The 17,710-nt window shown below is 55.4% G+C and carries 22 protein-coding genes; 10 read left to right on the plus strand and 12 right to left on the minus strand.

What is annotated here, in order from left to right; genetic code table 11:
- Nucleotides 1-33 precede the first annotated feature (33 nt).
- Complete coding sequence (hisI, locus tag DY252_RS11010) at nt 34-432, minus strand: phosphoribosyl-AMP cyclohydrolase (protein WP_064789534.1); 399 nt, start codon at nt 430-432, stop codon at nt 34-36.
- A 151-nt stretch (nt 433-583) separates the two neighbouring features.
- Here hisI and DY252_RS11015 point away from each other — a divergent pair, with 151 nt between their 5' ends.
- The 4 genes from DY252_RS11015 to DY252_RS11030 are packed head-to-tail and all read left to right on the plus strand — an operon-like array spanning nt 584 to nt 3,169.
- A complete protein-coding gene (locus DY252_RS11015; protein ID WP_064789535.1) occupies nt 584-1,060 on the plus strand; it encodes a Fur family transcriptional regulator in 477 nt (158 codons plus the stop codon).
- Nucleotides 1,041-1,883 (plus strand): zinc ABC transporter ATP-binding protein ZnuC, encoded by an 843-nt coding sequence (gene znuC, locus DY252_RS11020; protein WP_064789537.1) that lies wholly within the window; start codon nt 1,041-1,043, stop codon nt 1,881-1,883. The genes DY252_RS11015 and znuC overlap by 20 nt, the downstream gene beginning before the upstream one ends.
- Nucleotides 1,880-2,686 (plus strand): metal ABC transporter permease, encoded by an 807-nt coding sequence (locus DY252_RS11025; protein ID WP_197482583.1) that lies wholly within the window; start codon nt 1,880-1,882, stop codon nt 2,684-2,686. Before znuC ends, DY252_RS11025 begins: the two co-directional genes overlap by 4 nt.
- A 15-nt stretch (nt 2,687-2,701) precedes the next feature.
- The gene (locus DY252_RS11030) at nt 2,702-3,169 is read left to right on the plus strand and encodes a hypothetical protein (RefSeq protein ID WP_129542721.1); all 468 of its coding nucleotides are present in this window, start codon (nt 2,702-2,704) and stop codon (nt 3,167-3,169) included.
- Nucleotides 3,170-3,312: 143 nt separating this feature from the next.
- Here the strand turns inward: DY252_RS11030 and metC are convergent, their stop codons facing one another.
- On the minus strand, nt 3,313-4,497 hold the full coding sequence (gene metC / locus DY252_RS11035; RefSeq protein WP_064789541.1) for a cystathionine beta-lyase: 1,185 nt from the start codon (nt 4,495-4,497) through the stop codon (nt 3,313-3,315).
- Between the two features lie 168 nt (nt 4,498-4,665).
- On the opposite strand from metC, the gene DY252_RS11040 reads away from it, so the two are divergent.
- A complete protein-coding gene (locus tag DY252_RS11040; protein ID WP_064789542.1) occupies nt 4,666-5,622 on the plus strand; it encodes a threonine ammonia-lyase in 957 nt (318 codons plus the stop codon).
- Nucleotides 5,623-5,750: 128 nt separating this feature from the next.
- Here the strand turns inward: DY252_RS11040 and rpmF are convergent, their stop codons facing one another.
- From rpmF to DY252_RS11065, 5 genes are all read right to left on the minus strand, one after another.
- Nucleotides 5,751-5,930 (minus strand): 50S ribosomal protein L32, encoded by a 180-nt coding sequence (gene rpmF / locus DY252_RS11045; protein ID WP_064789544.1) that lies wholly within the window; start codon nt 5,928-5,930, stop codon nt 5,751-5,753.
- A 41-nt stretch (nt 5,931-5,971) separates the two neighbouring features.
- On the minus strand, nt 5,972-6,658 hold the full coding sequence (locus tag DY252_RS11050; protein WP_064789546.1) for a GNAT family N-acetyltransferase: 687 nt from the start codon (nt 6,656-6,658) through the stop codon (nt 5,972-5,974).
- Nucleotides 6,655-7,173, minus strand: coding sequence for a GNAT family N-acetyltransferase (locus DY252_RS11055; protein WP_064789548.1), 519 nt, complete (start codon nt 7,171-7,173; stop codon nt 6,655-6,657). Before DY252_RS11055 ends, DY252_RS11050 begins: the two co-directional genes overlap by 4 nt.
- Before the next feature lie 44 nt (nt 7,174-7,217).
- Entirely contained in the window at nt 7,218-8,075 is an 858-nt protein-coding gene (gene sseA, locus DY252_RS11060; RefSeq protein ID WP_064789550.1) for a 3-mercaptopyruvate sulfurtransferase, read from the minus strand.
- A gap of 168 nt (nt 8,076-8,243) precedes the next feature.
- Nucleotides 8,244-8,954, minus strand: a complete 711-nt coding sequence (locus DY252_RS11065; protein ID WP_063089972.1) for an alanyl-tRNA editing protein — start codon at nt 8,952-8,954, stop codon at nt 8,244-8,246.
- Nucleotides 8,955-9,225: 271 nt separating this feature from the next.
- On the opposite strand from DY252_RS11065, the gene DY252_RS11070 reads away from it, so the two are divergent.
- The 3 genes from DY252_RS11070 to DY252_RS11080 all read left to right on the plus strand — a co-directional run bounded on the left by DY252_RS11070 (nt 9,226) and on the right by DY252_RS11080 (nt 11,080).
- On the plus strand, nt 9,226-9,885 hold the full coding sequence (locus DY252_RS11070; RefSeq protein ID WP_064789551.1) for a hypothetical protein: 660 nt from the start codon (nt 9,226-9,228) through the stop codon (nt 9,883-9,885).
- Between the two features lie 86 nt (nt 9,886-9,971).
- Nucleotides 9,972-10,499: a hypothetical protein gene (locus tag DY252_RS11075; protein ID WP_040823776.1), complete on the plus strand. Its 528-nt coding sequence runs from the start codon at nt 9,972-9,974 to the stop codon at nt 10,497-10,499.
- Nucleotides 10,500-10,801: 302 nt separating this feature from the next.
- Nucleotides 10,802-11,080, plus strand: a complete 279-nt coding sequence (locus tag DY252_RS11080; RefSeq protein WP_008890871.1) for a tyrosine--tRNA ligase — start codon at nt 10,802-10,804, stop codon at nt 11,078-11,080.
- A 48-nt stretch (nt 11,081-11,128) separates the two neighbouring features.
- On the opposite strand, the gene DY252_RS11085 is transcribed toward DY252_RS11080, so the two are convergent.
- Entirely contained in the window at nt 11,129-12,292 is a 1,164-nt protein-coding gene (locus DY252_RS11085) for a PA0069 family radical SAM protein (RefSeq protein ID WP_064789688.1), read from the minus strand.
- 170 nt (nt 12,293-12,462) lie between these two features.
- On the opposite strand from DY252_RS11085, the gene DY252_RS11090 reads away from it, so the two are divergent.
- On the plus strand, nt 12,463-13,095 hold the full coding sequence (locus DY252_RS11090; RefSeq protein WP_064789555.1) for a LysE family translocator: 633 nt from the start codon (nt 12,463-12,465) through the stop codon (nt 13,093-13,095).
- 54 nt (nt 13,096-13,149) lie between these two features.
- Here DY252_RS11090 and DY252_RS22150 read toward each other — a convergent pair whose 3' ends face one another.
- The 3 genes from DY252_RS22150 to DY252_RS11100 all read right to left on the minus strand — a co-directional run bounded on the left by DY252_RS22150 (nt 13,150) and on the right by DY252_RS11100 (nt 16,082).
- On the minus strand, nt 13,150-13,308 hold the full coding sequence (locus tag DY252_RS22150; RefSeq protein ID WP_156518947.1) for a hypothetical protein: 159 nt from the start codon (nt 13,306-13,308) through the stop codon (nt 13,150-13,152).
- 1 nt (nt 13,309) lies between these two features.
- Complete coding sequence (locus DY252_RS11095) at nt 13,310-14,884, minus strand: L-lactate permease (protein ID WP_064789557.1); 1,575 nt, start codon at nt 14,882-14,884, stop codon at nt 13,310-13,312.
- Nucleotides 14,885-15,062: 178 nt separating this feature from the next.
- Nucleotides 15,063-16,082, minus strand: coding sequence for an LLM class flavin-dependent oxidoreductase (locus tag DY252_RS11100; RefSeq protein ID WP_064789559.1), 1,020 nt, complete (start codon nt 16,080-16,082; stop codon nt 15,063-15,065).
- A 151-nt stretch (nt 16,083-16,233) separates the two neighbouring features.
- Between DY252_RS11100 and DY252_RS11105 the strand changes: the two genes are divergently transcribed.
- On the plus strand, nt 16,234-16,752 hold the full coding sequence (locus tag DY252_RS11105) for a P-loop nucleotide/nucleoside kinase family protein (protein WP_064789560.1): 519 nt from the start codon (nt 16,234-16,236) through the stop codon (nt 16,750-16,752).
- A gap of 20 nt (nt 16,753-16,772) precedes the next feature.
- On the opposite strand, the gene DY252_RS11110 is transcribed toward DY252_RS11105, so the two are convergent.
- Nucleotides 16,773-17,678, minus strand: coding sequence for a LysR family transcriptional regulator (locus DY252_RS11110; protein WP_064789562.1), 906 nt, complete (start codon nt 17,676-17,678; stop codon nt 16,773-16,775).
- Between the last annotated feature and the right edge of the window lie 32 nt (nt 17,679-17,710).

Raw genomic sequence — 17,710 nt, forward strand, 5'->3', positions numbered from 1 at the left:
GGTCTTTTACGCTGTTCTTGTTTCTGGTGGGGCTTACTTCTTGCCGTAAAGCTCTTCGGTCGAAACTTCCGGTTCGGAAATCACGACTTCCTTGCCATCGCGGGCAGCGAAATAGAAACAGTTGTGCCGTCCGGTGTGGCAGGCAACGCCAATCTGATCGACCTCGACCAGAATGGTGTCCATGTCACAATCATAGCGAAAATCGACAAGTTTCTGCACCTGACCGGAGCTTTCACCCTTGCGCCAAAGTTTCCCGCGGGAGCGTGAGAAATAACACACCCGGCCGGTTTCAAGCGTTTCAAGCACGGCATCGCGGTTCATCCAGGCCATCATCAGGATCTCACCGCTGTCATGTTGCTGGGCGATTGCCGGAATCAGGCCGTTTTCGTTGAATTTCAGTTTGTCGGCAATCAGTGCATTTGAGCCCGTCATGGGGAAGCTCCGGTCGATGGTGGTTGACTTTTGACGTTCGGCGCGTCAGAAAATGATATATTATAACATTTCATCAGATGCCACGGCTTTTTGAAATTGGTTGGGTCGAACCCGCCGAAACCAGATTGCCGTCGATACGAGATATTCAGCTATGAGCGATCTTTTCCCCCGCAAGGGCCACGATCACGACAGATGTGTGCATAGCGCACTTGCGCAGGCAGAGAAAGTCTGTGACAGCGAAAATGCCCGTTTTACCGATATGCGCCGCAAGGTCTTTACCCTGATCTGGCAATCGCACAAGGCGGTGACGGCCTATGAGTTGCTTGATGCGCTAACCGCCGAAGGGCAGCGGGTGCAGCCGCCAACCGTTTATCGCGCGCTGGAATTCCTGACCGAGCTTGGGTTGGTACACCGGATTGAGTCGCTTAATGCCTATTTCGGGTGTGACCGGCCTGATTGCGAACATCTGGGGCAGTATTTCATCTGCACCGATTGCGGGCGCGTGGCCGAGGCGGTCAACGAGGATATGAGCAACGCTGTGCGCAAGGCAGCCCGCAGTGTTGGCTTTACCATTCAGGCGACCACGGTCGAGATCAAGGGGCTGTGCCATGACTGCGCCACTCATTGAAGGCCGTGACCTTGTTCTGTCCTTTGGTAATGAGCGCGTGCTTGATCAGGTATCGCTTGCCATCCGTCCGGGCGAGATCATTACCCTGATCGGGCCAAATGGCGCCGGGAAATCGACTCTGGTCAAGACGCTTCTGGGGTTGCAGAAAGCCGATAGCGGTGAAGTCGTGCGCAAACGCGGGCTTACGATTGGCTATGTGCCGCAAAAGCTTGCCATCGATCAGGTTTTGCCGATGACGGTGAAGCGGTTTCTGAGCCTGACCCGGTCCGTGAGCCGGGCGGATTGCGAAGTCGTTCTGGCGCAGGTCGGGGCAGGGCATGTGATTGACGCGCAGATGAGCCAGCTTTCAGGTGGCGAGACGCAGCGCGTGATGCTGGCCCGCACCCTTTTGCTACGTCCGCATTTGTTGGTGCTCGATGAGCCGACGCAGGGCGTGGATGTTTCCGGGCAGGCGGAGCTTTATCGCCTGATTGACGAGATCCGCCGCGAGCTTGATTGCGCTGTTCTGATGATTTCGCATGACCTGCATCTGGTGATGGCCAAGACCGATCAGGTGGTGTGCTTCAATCGCCATGTCTGTTGTTCGGGCATTCCCGAAACCGTGCGCCAGCATCCGGAATACCGGTCCTTGTTTGGCGTGCGCGAGGCCGATGCGATTGGCATCTATCACCACGAACATGATCACGAACATGATTTGTCGGGCCATGTTGTTGGCGGATGTGGTCACGATCATTCGCATGATCATCATGCACATGGCCATTCACATGATCACGGACATGATCACAGTAAAACCGTCAAAGAAGGGGCGGGAACAAACCAATGATGGACGATTTCCTGTTTCGCGCCGTTTTGGGCGGTGTTTTGCTGGCCGTCGTTTGTGGGCCGTTCGGCGCCTTTATCGTCTGGCGACGCATGGCGTTCTTTGGTGACATGCTGGCCCATACAGCCCTTTTGGGGGTTGCACTTGGTCTTCTGATCGGGGTGGATGTGCGGATCGGCATGATCGCGACCTGTCTGGCAGCCGCGCTTATTCTGGCCTATGGCCAGCGGCAATCGCGGATTGGCAGTGATACGGTGCTGGGCATGCTGGCGCATTCCACGCTGGCACTGGGCATGGTCGCGCTTGCCTTTGTGCAGGGGGTTGCTGTTGATCTGATGGCTTATCTGTTTGGTGATATTCTGGCGGTCAATACCGGGGATATCTTGCTTTTGGCGGTTGGCGGCGCCTTTGCCCTTGGTGTCCTTGCCTGGATGTGGCGGCCCTTGCTTGCGCTGACAGTCAGCCCGGAAATTGCCGCGGCCGAAAGCATCCCGGTCGAACGGCTGCGTTTGATCTTCATGCTGCTGATGGCGCTTGTGATCGGTATGGCGATCAAGATTGTAGGCGTTCTTCTGATTACAGCCCTTCTGATCGTGCCAGCGGCCAGTGCGCGTTTCTTTGCCCGCACACCTGAACAGATGGCGATTGGCGCCGGGCTGTTTGGTGCGGCATCGGTTCTGGCGGGGATTTCCCTGTCCTGGCATGTCGATACGCCAGCCGGGCCGAGCATCGTGATTTCAGCTGCGTTTCTGTTTGTCTTGACGGCTGGGTTTTCACCTTTGGTGAAAAGACTTGTCGAGCGTTAACACGTGGAGAACGTCATGACCGGCAGAGTGCTTCAGTTTTTTACGGATCTCCTTAGACGGTTCCAAAAACTGATTACTAGTCCTTGTGTTGGTTTACTGACAGTCGTGCCAGTCGGTTTTGCTGCATTGGTTGATTGGCGGTATTTCGGTTACTTCATGGTTGATGGGACGTTGGGGCATTGGTTCGGTGCGCTGAGTTGGTTGGTGGGTAGCTACGACGGTTATCGAACTGGAAGATATCGTTATGCGTGGAGATATCCGCCACCGAAGAGAAATGAGTTGCGACCTTCTCGGGCTTATAGAGACACGGTGGGTGGAGTTTTCCTGATGATTGTAACCTTGTTTCTTTTCGCTGCTGATGGTCCTGTTTCCATTCTTGGTTTGTTGTCCATTGGTACTGTCTCATCCTATGCGGTGACTACGGGTGGTTCGGATTTGTGCGTCTTCTGGCAAAGAAACAATTTAGAGCATCAAAATCCATAACATGAGATGTGTCTGCCTTTGGCGTTGTTCCAAAATTTAGTTGGGTGCGGAAATGGTATTGAGATGGCTCGTTCCGATCCGATCTAACATAAAAAAACGGCGCGGAAGTTCCGCGCCATTTTTCTTTCTGCTGAGTGCTGTTTTCAGGCCGTTTTGAGCCGCTCGAACCCGGCTTCAAGATCCGCAATCAGATCATCGGGATCCTCAAGGCCGATATGCAGGCGAACCAGCTGACCATCGTCGTCCCATTTGGTGGCAGTGCGGATTTTGGTTGGATCGGACGGCAGGATCAGGCTTTCAAAGCCGCCCCAGCTAAAGCCCATGCCAAACAGTTCCATATGATCAACCATATTGGCGAGTTGTGTTTTTTCGACCGGCTGCATGACAAAGGAAAACAGGCCGCATGCGCCGGAAAAATCGCGTTTCCAGATGGCGTGTCCCGGATCATCGGGCAGACCCGGATGGAGCACGCGTTTAACTTCCGGGCGGGCTTGCAGCCAGTTTGCGACCTTAAGACCGCTTTCGTGATGCTGTTTGAGGCGCACGGCAAGGGTGCGAAGCCCACGCTGGGCGAGGTAACAATCATCCGGACCAACCGCATCACCGGAAATCAGGACCTGCTTCTTGATGGTCAGAAGGTCTTCTTCGGTCGCAGTCGTGATGGTGCCCAGCATAACATCGGAATGACCGACAATGTATTTGGTGCCGGCCTGAACCGACACATCAGCACCCAATTCAAACGGGCGGCACAGGATCGGGGAAGCCCAGGTGTTATCAAGCATCACCTTTACATTGCGCGCATGCGCGGCCTTGGCGATGGCCGGGATATCCTGCATTTCAAAGGTCAGCGACCCGGGGCTTTCGCACCACACAAGGGTGGTGTTGTCGCGAATAAGGCCCGCAATGTCGCCGCCAATCGCCGGATCATAATATTCCGTCTCGACCCCGAATTTCTTGAGGAAGGTATTGCACAGGTTGCGAGTCGGGAAATAGGTGCTGTCGGTGATCAGGATATGATCGCCGGGCTTCACAAAGGCGAGGATCGCATTGGTAATCGCCGAAACGCCTGATGAGACGCAAAGCGTGCCATAGCCGCCTTCAAGTTCGGCCACGGCTTCTTCCAGCAAAAAGCGTGTTGGCGTGCCATGACGGCCATAGGTGACTTTACCGGGTGCTGACGCACCAGCCTTTTCAAGTTCTGCCAGGCTGTCAAACAGGATGGTCGAGGCATGCAGAACCGGCGGGTTGACCACGCCGTGATACTCGCTGGAACGGCGACCGGCATGGACCAGTTTGGTTGCGATATGTTTGGGGCTTTGCGATGACATAACAGGCGGTTCTCCTTGGGCGCGACGTCTTATGCCTCAAAGACAAACCACCTTGGCGGCGGCCATTCAAGGCTTTTTGCGTCAAAGCCATTGTTAAAGCCTGATATCGGGCTATTTTTTACGGGCGATAACAGCAGTGAATGACAAAGACTATACCAAGGGGGCCCCGTGATTGAACTTCAGGATTTTCGCGCCGCGCGCAAGGCGATATCGGACCATATGCGCCTGACCCCGGTGTTTGCGGCCAGTAATTTTGGCGATACATCCGGCTTTGTCGCCCGTGATCGCATCCCCGAGATGTTCCTGAAACTTGAAAACATGCAGGTCAGTGGATCCTTCAAGGCGCGCGGGGCGATGAATGCTGCACTGGCCCTTGAACCTGAACAAAGAGCAGCCGGGCTTTGCACCGCATCGGGTGGCAATCATGGCATGGGTGTTATCAATGCGGCGCGCACCCTTGCTGTGCCGGTGAAAATCTTCCTGCCGACCAATACCCCACAGCCCAAAGTCAAAAAACTGCGCGCGCAGGGTGTCGATGTGGCTTTGATCGGGGCTGTTTGGGATGATGCCAACCGGGCCGCGATGGAACACGCACGTGAAACCGGTATGGCCTATATCCACCCGTTCGCCGACCCCAAGGTGATTGCCGGGCAGGGAACCATTGCGCTTGAGCTTTTAGAACAGCAACCCGACCTTGATACGCTGGTGGTGGCAATTGGCGGCGGCGGGCTGATTGCCGGTGTGGCGACCGCCGCGCGCTTGTTGCGCCCATCGATCCGGGTGATTGGTGTGGAGCCGGCCGGCGCGGCAACCCTGTTTGAAAGCCTTAAGGCTAACGAAGTCGTGACTTTGCCAAGCGTGAATACGGCGGCCACCAGTCTGGCGCCGCGTCAGTCATCGGCACTTAACGTCGATCTGATTGGCAGGAATGTGGATCGCATCGCATTGCTCAGTGACGAGGAAATGCAAAAATCTGCCAAGTGGCTTTGGAAGGAATTTGGCATTTCGGTCGAGCTTTCCGCCGCCGCCGGTATTGCGGCCGTCATGAATGATCGCCTGGGCGATCCCAATCCGGGGCGGGTCGGGGTGATTGTGTGCGGCACCGGCACGGATGGATTTGAGTAGGGATAAATAAAAAGGGATGAAACCAAACGGTTTCATCCCTTTTTAAACCAGACGCCAGTCCGATGGACCGGCGCGGAAATATATAGCGTCGCAAACCGCCAAAGAGCAAAAAGCTCTCCGGAGCGGAATTACATCTTCGGCTCGACCACCTGACGACCACGGTACATACCGGTCTTCGGATCAATGTGGTGCGGGCGATGCAGTTCGCCGGTCTCTTTGTCTTCGCGGTACGAGCCCTTGGCGAGCTTGTCATGCGAGCGACGCATGCCCTGACGGGACTTGGTCACTTTTTTCTTTGGCACTGCCATGGGTCATCATCCTCTGGCTTGGGTAAACTCAGGCGCGCTTGTTACCGTGCGCGGTCGGGAAAGTCAACGATCAAAGTGTCGGAATCTGCATTATTTGCATTTTCCGGATCACTTTCGCGATCAGGTGTATCGCTCGCGGGATGACCATCATGATCGACATGGTGGTCGATATGCGGGATCAGTCCTGTATCGCGCGGATCATCAACAATATCGGTTCGGCGATCGTATATAGCAAATCCTGCCTTTTGGTAAGCCCCAAGTGCACTTGGATGATCAAGCGTGCAGGTATTGACCGTGATACGGGTGGGTTTGAAGCTCCAGGCGGTATCAATCGCCCAATCCAGCAGGTATTTGCCAAAGCCCTTGCCGATGAATTCCGGCATCAGGCCCATATAGTGCAGATCAATGACGTTATCCGATTCAAAGTCCGTCAGATCAAGCTCGGCAAAGCCGGCAGGCACGCCAGCAACATAAAGCACATAAACATGTGTTTCCGGCTTGGCGAGGATTGCAGAGAGTTCTTCGTCGCTCATCAGGCGGCGTTGCCACCACAGCCAAGGTTCGCCGACCGTATTATATAGGTAGCGATAAAATGACAGGGTCGGGTTTTCAGCCCGGATGATCGCGACCTTGCCGGGCGGGACGATGGTCGGTACGCGTTCGGGCGGGCTTTGCATTTCAAGGAAGCTGATCACAACTTCCAGCTTGCGCGGATTGGATGGGGTCATTGGACTAAACTCTTGCGCAGTATTTTGTTTTGGTGCGGATCAGGATCAGCCTGATCGGTGACGCTTGCTATAAAGTCATAGCCGAGTTTGGCGTAAAAATCACCCGCTGCGGCATTTTCAATCGTGATCCGGATTTCACTTAAGCCCGAAAGACGCAGGATATCCTCGGCCAAACTTACCAGTGCGCGGCCAATGCCACTGCCTTGGGCGTGCTCGGCGATCGCCAGATAATGAATCCAGCCAAAGATAGCGTCATGGCCGGTCATCATGGTGGCAAAGATTTGCTGATCATCTGGCATGCGCGCGACAATCAGGCTGCCATTATCGGCCGCAATACAGTTTTCGATATCCTGCCGCGCATCGCGGATCGCGGGGATCAGGCCGGTCGCAATCCAAAGGCGGGTGATGGCGGCAATATCGTCGTTTGAAGGGGCTTTAAGCTGTTCAAGAATGATGCCCGCGCCATCGGTGGTATGGTTGGTCATATCCGAACCGAACGGGGATGGGGCGGGCATCGAGTTTCTCATTTTAAATGTGTGATGCGGACGGGGTCGGATGTTCAGGCCGGGCCGGTATCAACCGGGCTGTCTTCCGTGGTGGCCCATTCCGCCCAGGATCCGTCATAGACCGCGACCTGTTTGTGGCCGGAAATATAGGCCCCCATGGCAAGAACACAGGCCGTGACGCCCGAACCACAGCTTGCAACAATCGGTTTGTTAAGGTCGACACCTGCTGCGTCGAACGCGGCCTTGATTTCATCCGCCGACTTAAACGTGCCATCCGAATTCAGAAGCTTGGTAAAGGGCAGGTTGTAGGAGCCTGGGACGTGGCCGGATTTGCCCCACGGATCATCAACCTCGCCACGGAACCGTTCGCCTGCGCGGGCATCCACCAGCTGTTCGCGTTTGGTTTTTACGTTCGATAGAACCTGATCATATTCACGCAGCAAAAAGCTGTTGGCGCGTGCGGTAAAGTGGCGTTCGCGCGGCGGGGTTGGTGCATCAGTCACCGGGCGTCCCTCGGCGATCCATTTTGGCAGGCCGCCATCGAGAACGACAACATCATGATGGCCGAAATGACGCAGCATCCACCATGCACGACAGGCTGCAAGGGCGGAACCCTTTTGGCTATAGACAACCACACGGACACCATCGCCGAGGCCCAGTTTGCGGACCTTGGCGGAAAACTTGATCGCATCGGGCATCATGTGCGGCAGCGGGGCGCTGTCATCGGCGGCGATATCATCGATATCAAAGAAAACCGCGCCTGGAATGTGTTCGGCATCATAGAAGTCGCGGGCATTCTTGTTTTCGGCTGGCATGTACCAGCTGGCATCGACGACGCGCACGTCCGGCGCATCAAGGTGATCCGCAAGCCATTGGGTGGACACAAGGGCGTCGGAAAGTGGGTTGGTCATGGACAAGCTCCGATTGACGGTGGTGGATTTCCGGTTGGTTCCGGGATTGTTTTAAATTTGGTCCTGAATCTATTTAAATTTGTAACGGTCCTGCCGCTTGCTGGCAACTGGCAGTCAAACCGGATGGTGGTGATCCGTATGTTTGCCAGTTGCCAATTACAAATGGCGTCAGTCGTCAAATACGATATTGATCCGGCGGTTCTGGCGGCCTTTCTTTTCGATTTTGGAAACCATGACTTTGCCGATCTCGCCGGTTTTGCGCACATGGGTGCCGCCACAGGGTTGGAAATCAATCCCTTCTATGGTGACAGTCCGGATGGAATGTCCGTCCATTGGCGGCTGTACCGACATGGTGCGCACCAGTTCCGGGTTGGCTTTAAGCTCGGCGACGGAGATTTCCCCGTCATAGACATCGGCATCGCGTGCGATCAGTTCGTTAAGCTTCTCGCTGATTTCATCCTTGTCGAGCGTGACCTCTGGCAGGTTGAAGTCCAGCCGCGCCTTATGGGCGGCGATGTTGCCGCCCGTGACATCGCCTTCGATGACGGCACACAAAAGATGCAGGCAGGTGTGAAAGCGCATCAGCTTGTGGCGGTTGTCCCAATCAAGTTCGGCTGTGATCGTATCGCCGACCGCGGGCAGGGGATGATCATCAGCAATGATGTGCAAGATACGCCCGGTTTCGCGATCCTTGACCGTGGTGACGACCGGAAGTGCCGTGCCATCGCCAAGCGTTAGTGTGCCGATATCGCCCGATTGGCCGCCAGCGGTTGCGTAGAACACCGTTTGATCAAGTTCGATCCCACGATCCGAAATACTGGTGACGATGGCGTTGCAATTCTTTGCATAGGCGTCTTCGCGAAACATCAGGCGTGTCATGTTTTCTGGTCTCCCGTTGGTGGCGGTTGATGGCGTTCTTGATTTTACCGCCCGGCGTTTGGTGCCGGGGCGTCCGTTCGTCGCACAGGATTGGTGCGAAAGGATTGATTGCCGGGATTATGGTGCGGTGGCGGACCGGCAATTGTCGAGGCCAAAGTTACGGCAATCCTTTGGTTGGAATGTAAGTTAGTATACATAAATGTAATATTGATGTTGTAAATTGTACGTAATGTATGGTATCGCTGCGGTGTAATTCAGGAGTGATATAGCCGTGCCAGCCATTATCCATGTCAAGCTTTCCGGTGAAGGGGACTTCGGGCCAGTCGACCTCGAATGCGCGATTCCGCCTGCGCGTTTGCCGGTGGTGATGGCTGCCTTGTTCGGGCAGGCACCGGCGGCACCGGGAATGGCTGTTGACGCGGTGCATGGTTCTGTACCTGGTGTTTCGGGTGGCGGTCGCCCGCGCGAGAACGGCGCGGTTGATGTCTTCGCCAATGAAGGTGCGGGGGGCAAGGTGAATGATCGCGCCGCGACCGCAGCCAGTGGCGTGCAGGGGACAGGCGAGGCATATTCTGCCAATGGAAATACAGGCGATGCGGCATTTTCCGGAGCAGTAGATCCCGGCATGTTCATTACGGGGTTCGTTGGCAGTTTTGCCGATTTGGTCGGACGCCTGCAACCACGTGGCTTTGCCGAGATAATCTTGTTGGCGGCAATCTGGCTGCAATATCGCGATGGCAGGAGTTTTGTAACGCGCGGTGATGTGCGCCGCCTTTTGCGCCGCCAGAATCACCTGCGGATGCCGCGCAATTTTAGCCGGGATTTCCATGCGGCCGTGGCAAGAGACTACCTTGAAGAAGTTGAGGGCGAAGACGGTTACACCGTTGCAGCTGAAGGCTTCCGCTGGTTTCGTGACGAGTGTATGAAATAATACAAAAAGTCGAAAAAGATATTGACGTTATGTATGTTTGTTGTATCTTTTTTGCAGGGACAAACAAAAACGGGTGGGACCAAATCATGAGCGCGTGGGAAGTCAGAAGCAGCTGCCGGGTATGGCGGGGCCGTTATGTCATTCGTGGTGATGTTGATCGTATTGCCAACGACATTGTTGAACTTCAGCAAAACCGGTTCCCGGGGCTTGATGCGGAAAAGGTTTCGCTTCGGGTTGTGACCATGGCGGTGATGTCGGTTCTGGCCGAGGAATGCTGCGAAGACGGGGTGACCGCGGCCGAACTTTCCTTCCTTTTGACCACTTGCCTCGGGATGCCGATTTCTCCGACCCGGATTGAACGGGAAATGGAAGGTCTTTCTGGTCTTGTCTGGACCGGACAGTGGGGTGGTGAAACCCTGTATGTCATGGAAAAACGTGGTTTGCGCTTCTTTGAAAGTGCACGTGCCAGGGCGCTTTGCGAAGATGGAAATGTAAACGCCAAGGACCGCGAAGGTGTTGCCGCCAGCGAAGCACAGGACGCGGTGAATGCCATGATTGATCCCGCCATCATCAGCGAACCGGCAGTGCATGCCCGCTATCGGGTTGTCAGCTAGGATCTTCGCTTACAGGCCAAACCATCAATGTTTCATTGCACCCGCCCGTTTTGCTGGCGGATGTTTTTCTTTGGCGTGGAGGGTGGCCAACAAGCGGCTTGACCAAACGAAAAAAGCGCCATATGCATAAAAGCATGGAAAACATTATTACACATCAGAACGCCTATTTTACGTCGTGCACATAGCGCGGCGCCTGTTGATGTGTTTGTAAATTAAACCAAGACCGGCTGCCCCAGGGCGGCCTTTGTTTTTTCCATAAACCGGTTTGCCCGAGGTGGCCCCACCAACAAGGAAACCGAAAAATGACCCATATCTCTCTTGCTGATCGCATGCCGACACTTGATTTCACGCCCAATGCCCTGAAAGACGGGATCGGGGTGGTGCCGCTTATTCTGATGGCGGGTTTTGCCGAGACCAGTACGGCGGCAAGTGAACTGGTTGCACGCGGTGCTGTCACCATCGAAGGCAAACAGATCATTGATCCTGACCATCATATCCTGAGCTACGCCTTTGATGATGGCGAAGTGCTGCGCCTTACGGTTGGGGGCAAAAGCACGATGCTGATCCGGCGCGCGGACTGAACCGGATGGGGTATCTGTTGCGGGATATGGGCAATGTTGCTGGTGATCTCAGAACAGCGACATTTGCCCGTTCGCGCTGGGACGTTTGAAGCCGCTGCAATCAAGGTTGAGCGACCGGTTGGTCAGGCCATGCTTTTTGCGGGCAGCGTCAAAGCGTTTGGCGATCAGATCGGCAATTGGGCCGGTGCCGCGCATGCGGGTGCCAAATTCCGATTGATAGGTTTGACCATCGCGCATCTGGCGGATCAGCGACATCACCTTTGCCTTGCGATCAGGGTAATGGGCCTCCAGCCATTCTTCGAACAGATCGGCGATTTCAAGCGGCAGCCGCAAGACGATGTGACCAATCGATTGCGCACCGGCGTCCTTGCAAGCCGCAACGATCTTTTCGATCTCCGTATCATTCAGGCCCTGAATAACCGGCGCGCACAGGACGGTGACGGGAATGCCGGCATCTGAAAGTTTTCGGATGGCCTCAAGCCTGCGGTGCGGGGCAGAGGCACGGGGTTCCAGAAGGTTTGACAGCCGGTGATCAAGGCTTGTGACGGATACTGCCACCGAAGCCCGGTTTCGGGCAGCCATCGGGGCGATCAGGTCGATGTCGCGGGTGACCAATGCACTTTTGGTGATCAGTGAAAAGGGATGTTGGCAATCGGCCAGAACTTCAATGATCGACCGTGTCAGTTTCTTGTCACGGTCGACCGGCTGATAGGGATCCGTGCTTGTGCCAATAACAATCGGGGCGGGTTGATAGGCCTTGGATGACAGTTGCTTGCGCAAAAGCTGGGCTGCCTCTGGCTTCCAGAAAAGACGCGTTTCGAAATCAAGACCGGGGGACAAGCCCAGATAGGCGTGGGTCGGACGGGCAAAGCAATACACACAGCCATGCTCACAGCCACGATAGGGGTTGATCGAGCGATCAAACGGGACATCGGGGCTTTGATTGCGGGTAATGACAGAACGTGCGCCATCAATGCCAAGGGTGGTTTTGATCCGTGGTGGTTCCTGTTCTTCAAGCAGATGTGACGTCCAGCCATCATCAACTGCCTGATGGATATATCTTTCAAACCGGCCATTAATATTTGAAACAGCCCCGCGTCCCTTTTGCGCGCGGGCAGGCAAGACGTTTTGGTCATGATCCGGGCGCGTCCAGTCATCACCAAAAGGCGTGTTTTCCGTATTTTGGTCCATGAATGCGGTTTGGTTTTGCATGCAAACAACGTATAGAACAAAACAGGAACATTCAAGCGGAATCAGATAAAGCGCCAAGCCCGAGATCTGCCGTGTTCCGGATTGCTGCGATACAATTGTTTGCTTGTCGGAAAATCAGATCGACTTATAGTCCGAGAAGGTTTTGCGGCGGATCAGAAAGGGAATGCCCCATGGATTGGTCACAGGTTTTGAGTTTTGCATTGGTTGCGTCTCTGCTTGTCATGTCGCCGGGACCCAATGGTGTGCTGGTCGCAAAGACCGTCCCGACATCCGGGCGCGCGGCGGGGATGGCCAATGTTGCCGGGTTCGTCAGTGCCTTTTACCTGCACGGGACTTTGTCGATCCTTGGTATTTCGGTGATTCTGGTGCAATCCGCACAGGCCTTCATGATCGTGAAGTTCCTTGGCGCGGCCTACCTCTGCTGGGTCGGTTTTAAGGCATTGCGTGATGCCTGGCGCGGGGTGAAAACGGTTGCCGAAGTATCACCGGCGAAGCGCAAGCGCACCCTGATCAAGGCTTATGGCGAGGGGTTTTTGACCAATGCGCTGAACCCGAAAGTCTCGATATTCTATCTGGCGGCGTTCCCGCAATTCATCCCGGTGGGAGAGGGGGCGGTGACCTCGGCCTTCATGCTGGTGTGCCTGCATGCGGCAATCAACGCCATCTGGTTTGCAGCCATGATCATGTTGCTGGCACGCCTGACGCGCTTTGCCGGGAGTGGTCGTTTCCAGCGCGCGCTTAAGGCAACCACCGGGGCAGTATTCATTGCCTTTGGCGTCAAGCTGGCTGCCCTGCGCCCATAAGGTTGGCCCAAGATATTCTGATAAGCCTGTCGGTCAGATTGATCGGCGGGCTTTTTATTTGCGCACGACAATCAGGGCCATGACAGCACAAAACAGGGCAAACAAGATGTCGCTTGCAGCGACGTTGTCTGTCACCAGTGCCTCAAACGCCGCAATCGGCAGGATGATTGAGGTCAGGACCAGAAAGACCGGGTTAAACAGTTTGTTTTTCATGTTACGCGCCCCCGTTCATCGTCGTGATCAGAAGGATACCCAGCGCCATGAAGCCGCACAGTGCGGTCAGGATGACACCGGTTTTAAGAACGACTGACAGCACTGGTCCTTCCTTGCCCGACAGACCCACTGTTGAACAGCCAACCAGAATTTTTGACGGCGCCAGCATGCTGCCAAGTGATGCGCCCGTTGCTTGGGCGGCCAGAACAAGGGCGGTTGAAAGGCCGGAAAGTTCGGCAGTGTGGCGCTGGAACATGCCAAAGACAACGTTGGAATTATTCGTGCTGCCGGTCATGAAGGCACCAAGCGCACCAATTGCCGGTGCAATCACCGGATAGGCAACGGCAAAGGCCCCGGAAAAGACCGCAGCCCCGCCTTCGGCCAGGGCGTAGGTCATGCCCGCATGGTCCATGATGATGGCAAGGCCGATCACCGGCACCATGCCGATACTGGTCGGAAGACCGCTTTTAAGCGTGCGTTGCCAGATGCGTTTGCCAATCCCGTCATCGTAGTGACCGCGCAGCTTAAAGAAGGTAAAGCTGATGGCGGCGGTATAAAGCAAAAGCGCGCCGGGATGACCAAAGATCGCAATGGCCTTGGCACTTTCGGCTTCGATCACCCAGCCGCTCGCGGTGGCCGTTTCCGGGAAATCAAGCGTGAAGCGGATCTTGCCCAGCAGCATTTCGACCGCCGGTACGAAGGTCGCCATGGTGACCAGCACAATAAAGACCAGATAGGGGGTCAGGGCCTCGATCAAGGGCATGTGTTGATGATCATCAACGACCTGTTCGGCAACATCATCAGGATGCGGTTTCCAGAACCGGGTGACGATGATCGAGGTAACAAGCCCGGCAATCCCGGCAGTCAGACCGCCGAGTGTCCAGACACCGTAATTGGCCATGATATATTGCGCCACACCCATCACGCCGGAAATCAGGACCAGCGGCACGATGCGACGACGAATGGTGCGGAAACCGCCATCCAGCCACAAAACAGCAGCCCCGCACATAAAGCCCGACAGGCCCAAAAGGATTGCCGAATAATGGGTCAGTTCGGTGCCGGGAATACCGGTGACACCAATCAATGCCTCGAACGAGGTTGCCATATTACCAAACAGGACTGACCAGCTATGCCCGATCATCGGGGCGGCAACAGCCAGCACCGGCGAGAAACCCATGCCGAGCAAAAGCGGCGCAACGACGGCAATCGGTACGCCGAAGCCTGCAACACCCTGCAGGAAGCTTGCGAACACATAGCCCAATATCAAAAGCTGTAGCGGTCGATCATCGGTCAGTGACCGAATGGCACGCCCGATGGTTTTGATCGCGCCGGCTTCTTCGGCCGCGAAATACAGGATCAGCGCCGCCCAGACGATATAAAGGATGTAAAGGGCCAGCATCACGCCCTTGGCCTGGGCGATGATCAGCATGTCGGTCGGCGCACCAAAAAAGAACACTGCCAAAATGACGGTGACAAACCATGCAGCGGCACCGGCACGCGCAGCGCCCCAGTTTGCCTTGATCATCAGAAAAAGAATGGTCGCGATTGGCAGGGATGCCAGAAGGAAGTTGGTCATGCAGGGCGCACCATAACCGTTTGAACCATGGGACTATCGTCAGGAAATTCAACGAGATGGGATATTGTATGACCAATGATGCAAGCGCAAGCAGCGTGTTTGGTATTTCGTATGATGAAATGAAAATGCCGGACTCTTATCAAGCCCGGCATTGATGAAAATCGAATGGTTGATGGCTTCAGGCGCAGTCTTTGTCCTCTGCCTTGTCGTTCATTTCGCCAAACAGGTCGGCGGCGATTTCAAAGGATTTCAGGCGTGCAGTCTGATCATAGATATTAGCCGTCACCATGATTTCGTCGGCCTTGGTCATATAGGCAAATTCGCGCAGTTTCCTGCGCACCGTTTCGCGGCCACCGATGGCGGCATAGCGCATGGCATGATCAACACCGGCCTTTTCAACGCGGTTCCAGATTTCGCTCATATCCTTGACCGGTTTGGGCAGTTGGCCCGGCGTGCCGCGCCGCAAATTAAGGAACTGCTGCTGCATCGAGGTTGCGAGATATTCGCCTTCCTCGTCGGTATCAGCGGCAAAGAAACCCATCGCAGCAACCGCATAGGGTTTATCAAGGGCTTCGCTAGGCTCAAACCGGTTGCGATAAAGGGTTAGCGCATCCATCAGCATGTCCGGCGCAAAGTGCGAAGCAAAGGCAAAGGGCAGGCCAAGGCGCGCGGCAAGATCGGCTGAAAACAGGCTGCTGCCCAAAAGCCACATCGGGACCTGCGAGCCATAGCCCGGCACGGCCCGGATCGGTGGATTGCCTTCAAGCGGGGCAAGGAATGCCTGTACCTGCAAGACATCCTGAATAAAGCGTTCCTCGGATCCATGCATGTCACGACGAAGGGCGGCTGCGGTGCGCTGATCCGTGCCTGGCGCGCGGCCAATGCCGAGATCAATACGGCCGGGATGAAGCGCATCAAGGGTACCGAACTGTTCGGCAATCACCAGCGGCGCATGGTTGGGCAGCATGACGCCACCTGACCCAACGCGGATGGTCTTGGTACCAGCCGCGACATGGGCCATGACAACGGACGTCGCGGCACTGGCAATGCCGGGCATGTTGTGGTGTTCGGCCAGCCAGTAACGATGATAGCCAAGCTTTTCGGCATGTTGGGCGAGGGCAAGTGTATTGCGCAACGCGTCAGTGGGATGTTCGCCCGCATTTACCGGGCAAAGATCAAGAAGGGAATATCTTAGCATAGCCAGACTTTCGGTTTGGCGCGGACATCGCAGAAATAGATTTCAGCGGCGCGCCTGATTTCACAGTTGGCATTAATCTAGCGTGAATGAACCATCTTGCCAGTCCCTAACTGGAATGTTCATATACAGGCACAATCAAGGGACGTTGAAAATGTTGATTATTCTTGGTGGATTGCCCGGTGTCGGCAAAACGTCAATTGCCAGATTGGCGGCTCAGGAACTTGGCGCGATCCATCTGCGAATTGATACAATCGAGCAGGCTGTTATTGATTGCGGTGTCGTGCCATCCGATGAAATGGGCCCGGTTGGGTATGTCGCTGCAAACCGGATCGCGACAGATAATCTGCGTCTTGGCCACCTTGTGATCGGCGATGCGGTAAATCCGATCGAATTATCCCGCGCCGCGTGGCGAGAAGCCGCGATAATCGCAGACAAGCCTTTTGTGCAGATTGAACTGATTTGTTCTGATGTTGATGAGCATCGTTACCGGGTTGAAACCCGAAAGGGTGACATAGAAAACCTGAAACTGCCCGACTGGCAAAAGGTCTGTGATCGTGAATATCACCCCTGGCCGGATGTGGATCTGGTGATTGACACCGCGGCCCAATCCCTTTGTGCTTCTTCTGACATACTTGTTGGTTTTGTTCGGAAGAAGATCGCCAGTATCTGAATTAAAACATAGCTATTCGTCTATTCATCAATGCTTGGCTGCCGATGGGCGGCGAGCGTACGGCTGACGAAATTGCGAAGAGCAATCGAGATATCGTTGCTGCGATAAGCCAGTGAAAGTTGTGCAATCGGCACTTCGCCCTCGATCTCGCGATAGGCGACACCCTTTGCCTGAAGCTGCGTCATTGGTTTGGGGACCAGTGAAAAGCCAAGCTCGGCCGCAACGAAATTGATCACGGACCCAAGCTGCGGCGCGATCTGACCCATTTGCGGTTCAAACCCGGCGTCTCGACAGGCAGTGACGACCTTGTCATAATGGGTGGGGCCGACCGCACGGGGGGTCAGGATTAGGGCCTCGTCACGGAGTTCAGACAAGGCGACCTTTTCACGTTGGGCAGCCGGGTGACCGGATGGAAGGACAAGCACCATCGGTTCGCTTGAAATCACATGCAGGCGAATGCCATCGCCTGAAATCGTATCCTGGCGCAGGAATACCGCATCAAGGCGTTCATCGCGCAGGCCAGCGACAAGCTGTGCGGAGTTGGCTTCTTCGAGCGTCATTTCAACGCCGGGATAACTGCGCCGAAAATCACGGAACACGCGCGGAACAGACGGACTGAAGGCGGCGGACGCCGTGAATCCCACCCGGATCGATCCTACTTCGCCGCGCCCGGCGCGCTGGGCCGCACGAATGGCGCGCTCTGCCAGATCGGGGAACTGCGCAACCACCTCAAGAAACGCCGTTCCGGCCTCTGTCAGCTCAGCCCCGTGGGGAACGCGATGAAACAGGGCGGTGCCGATTTCATTTTCCAGATCGCGGATTTGCTGACTAAGCGGTGGTTGTCCGATGCCGATGCGGGCCGCAGCACGGGTAAAGTTGCCCTCACGGGCGACGGCAAGGAAGTAGCGGATATGGCGCAGTTCCATTGATGATATATCCAAAAGATATCAAAGAAGAC

It is taken from the genome of Thalassospira indica, assembly GCF_003403095.1.
In the GTDB taxonomy this organism is placed as follows: domain Bacteria; phylum Pseudomonadota; class Alphaproteobacteria; order Rhodospirillales; family Thalassospiraceae; genus Thalassospira; species Thalassospira indica.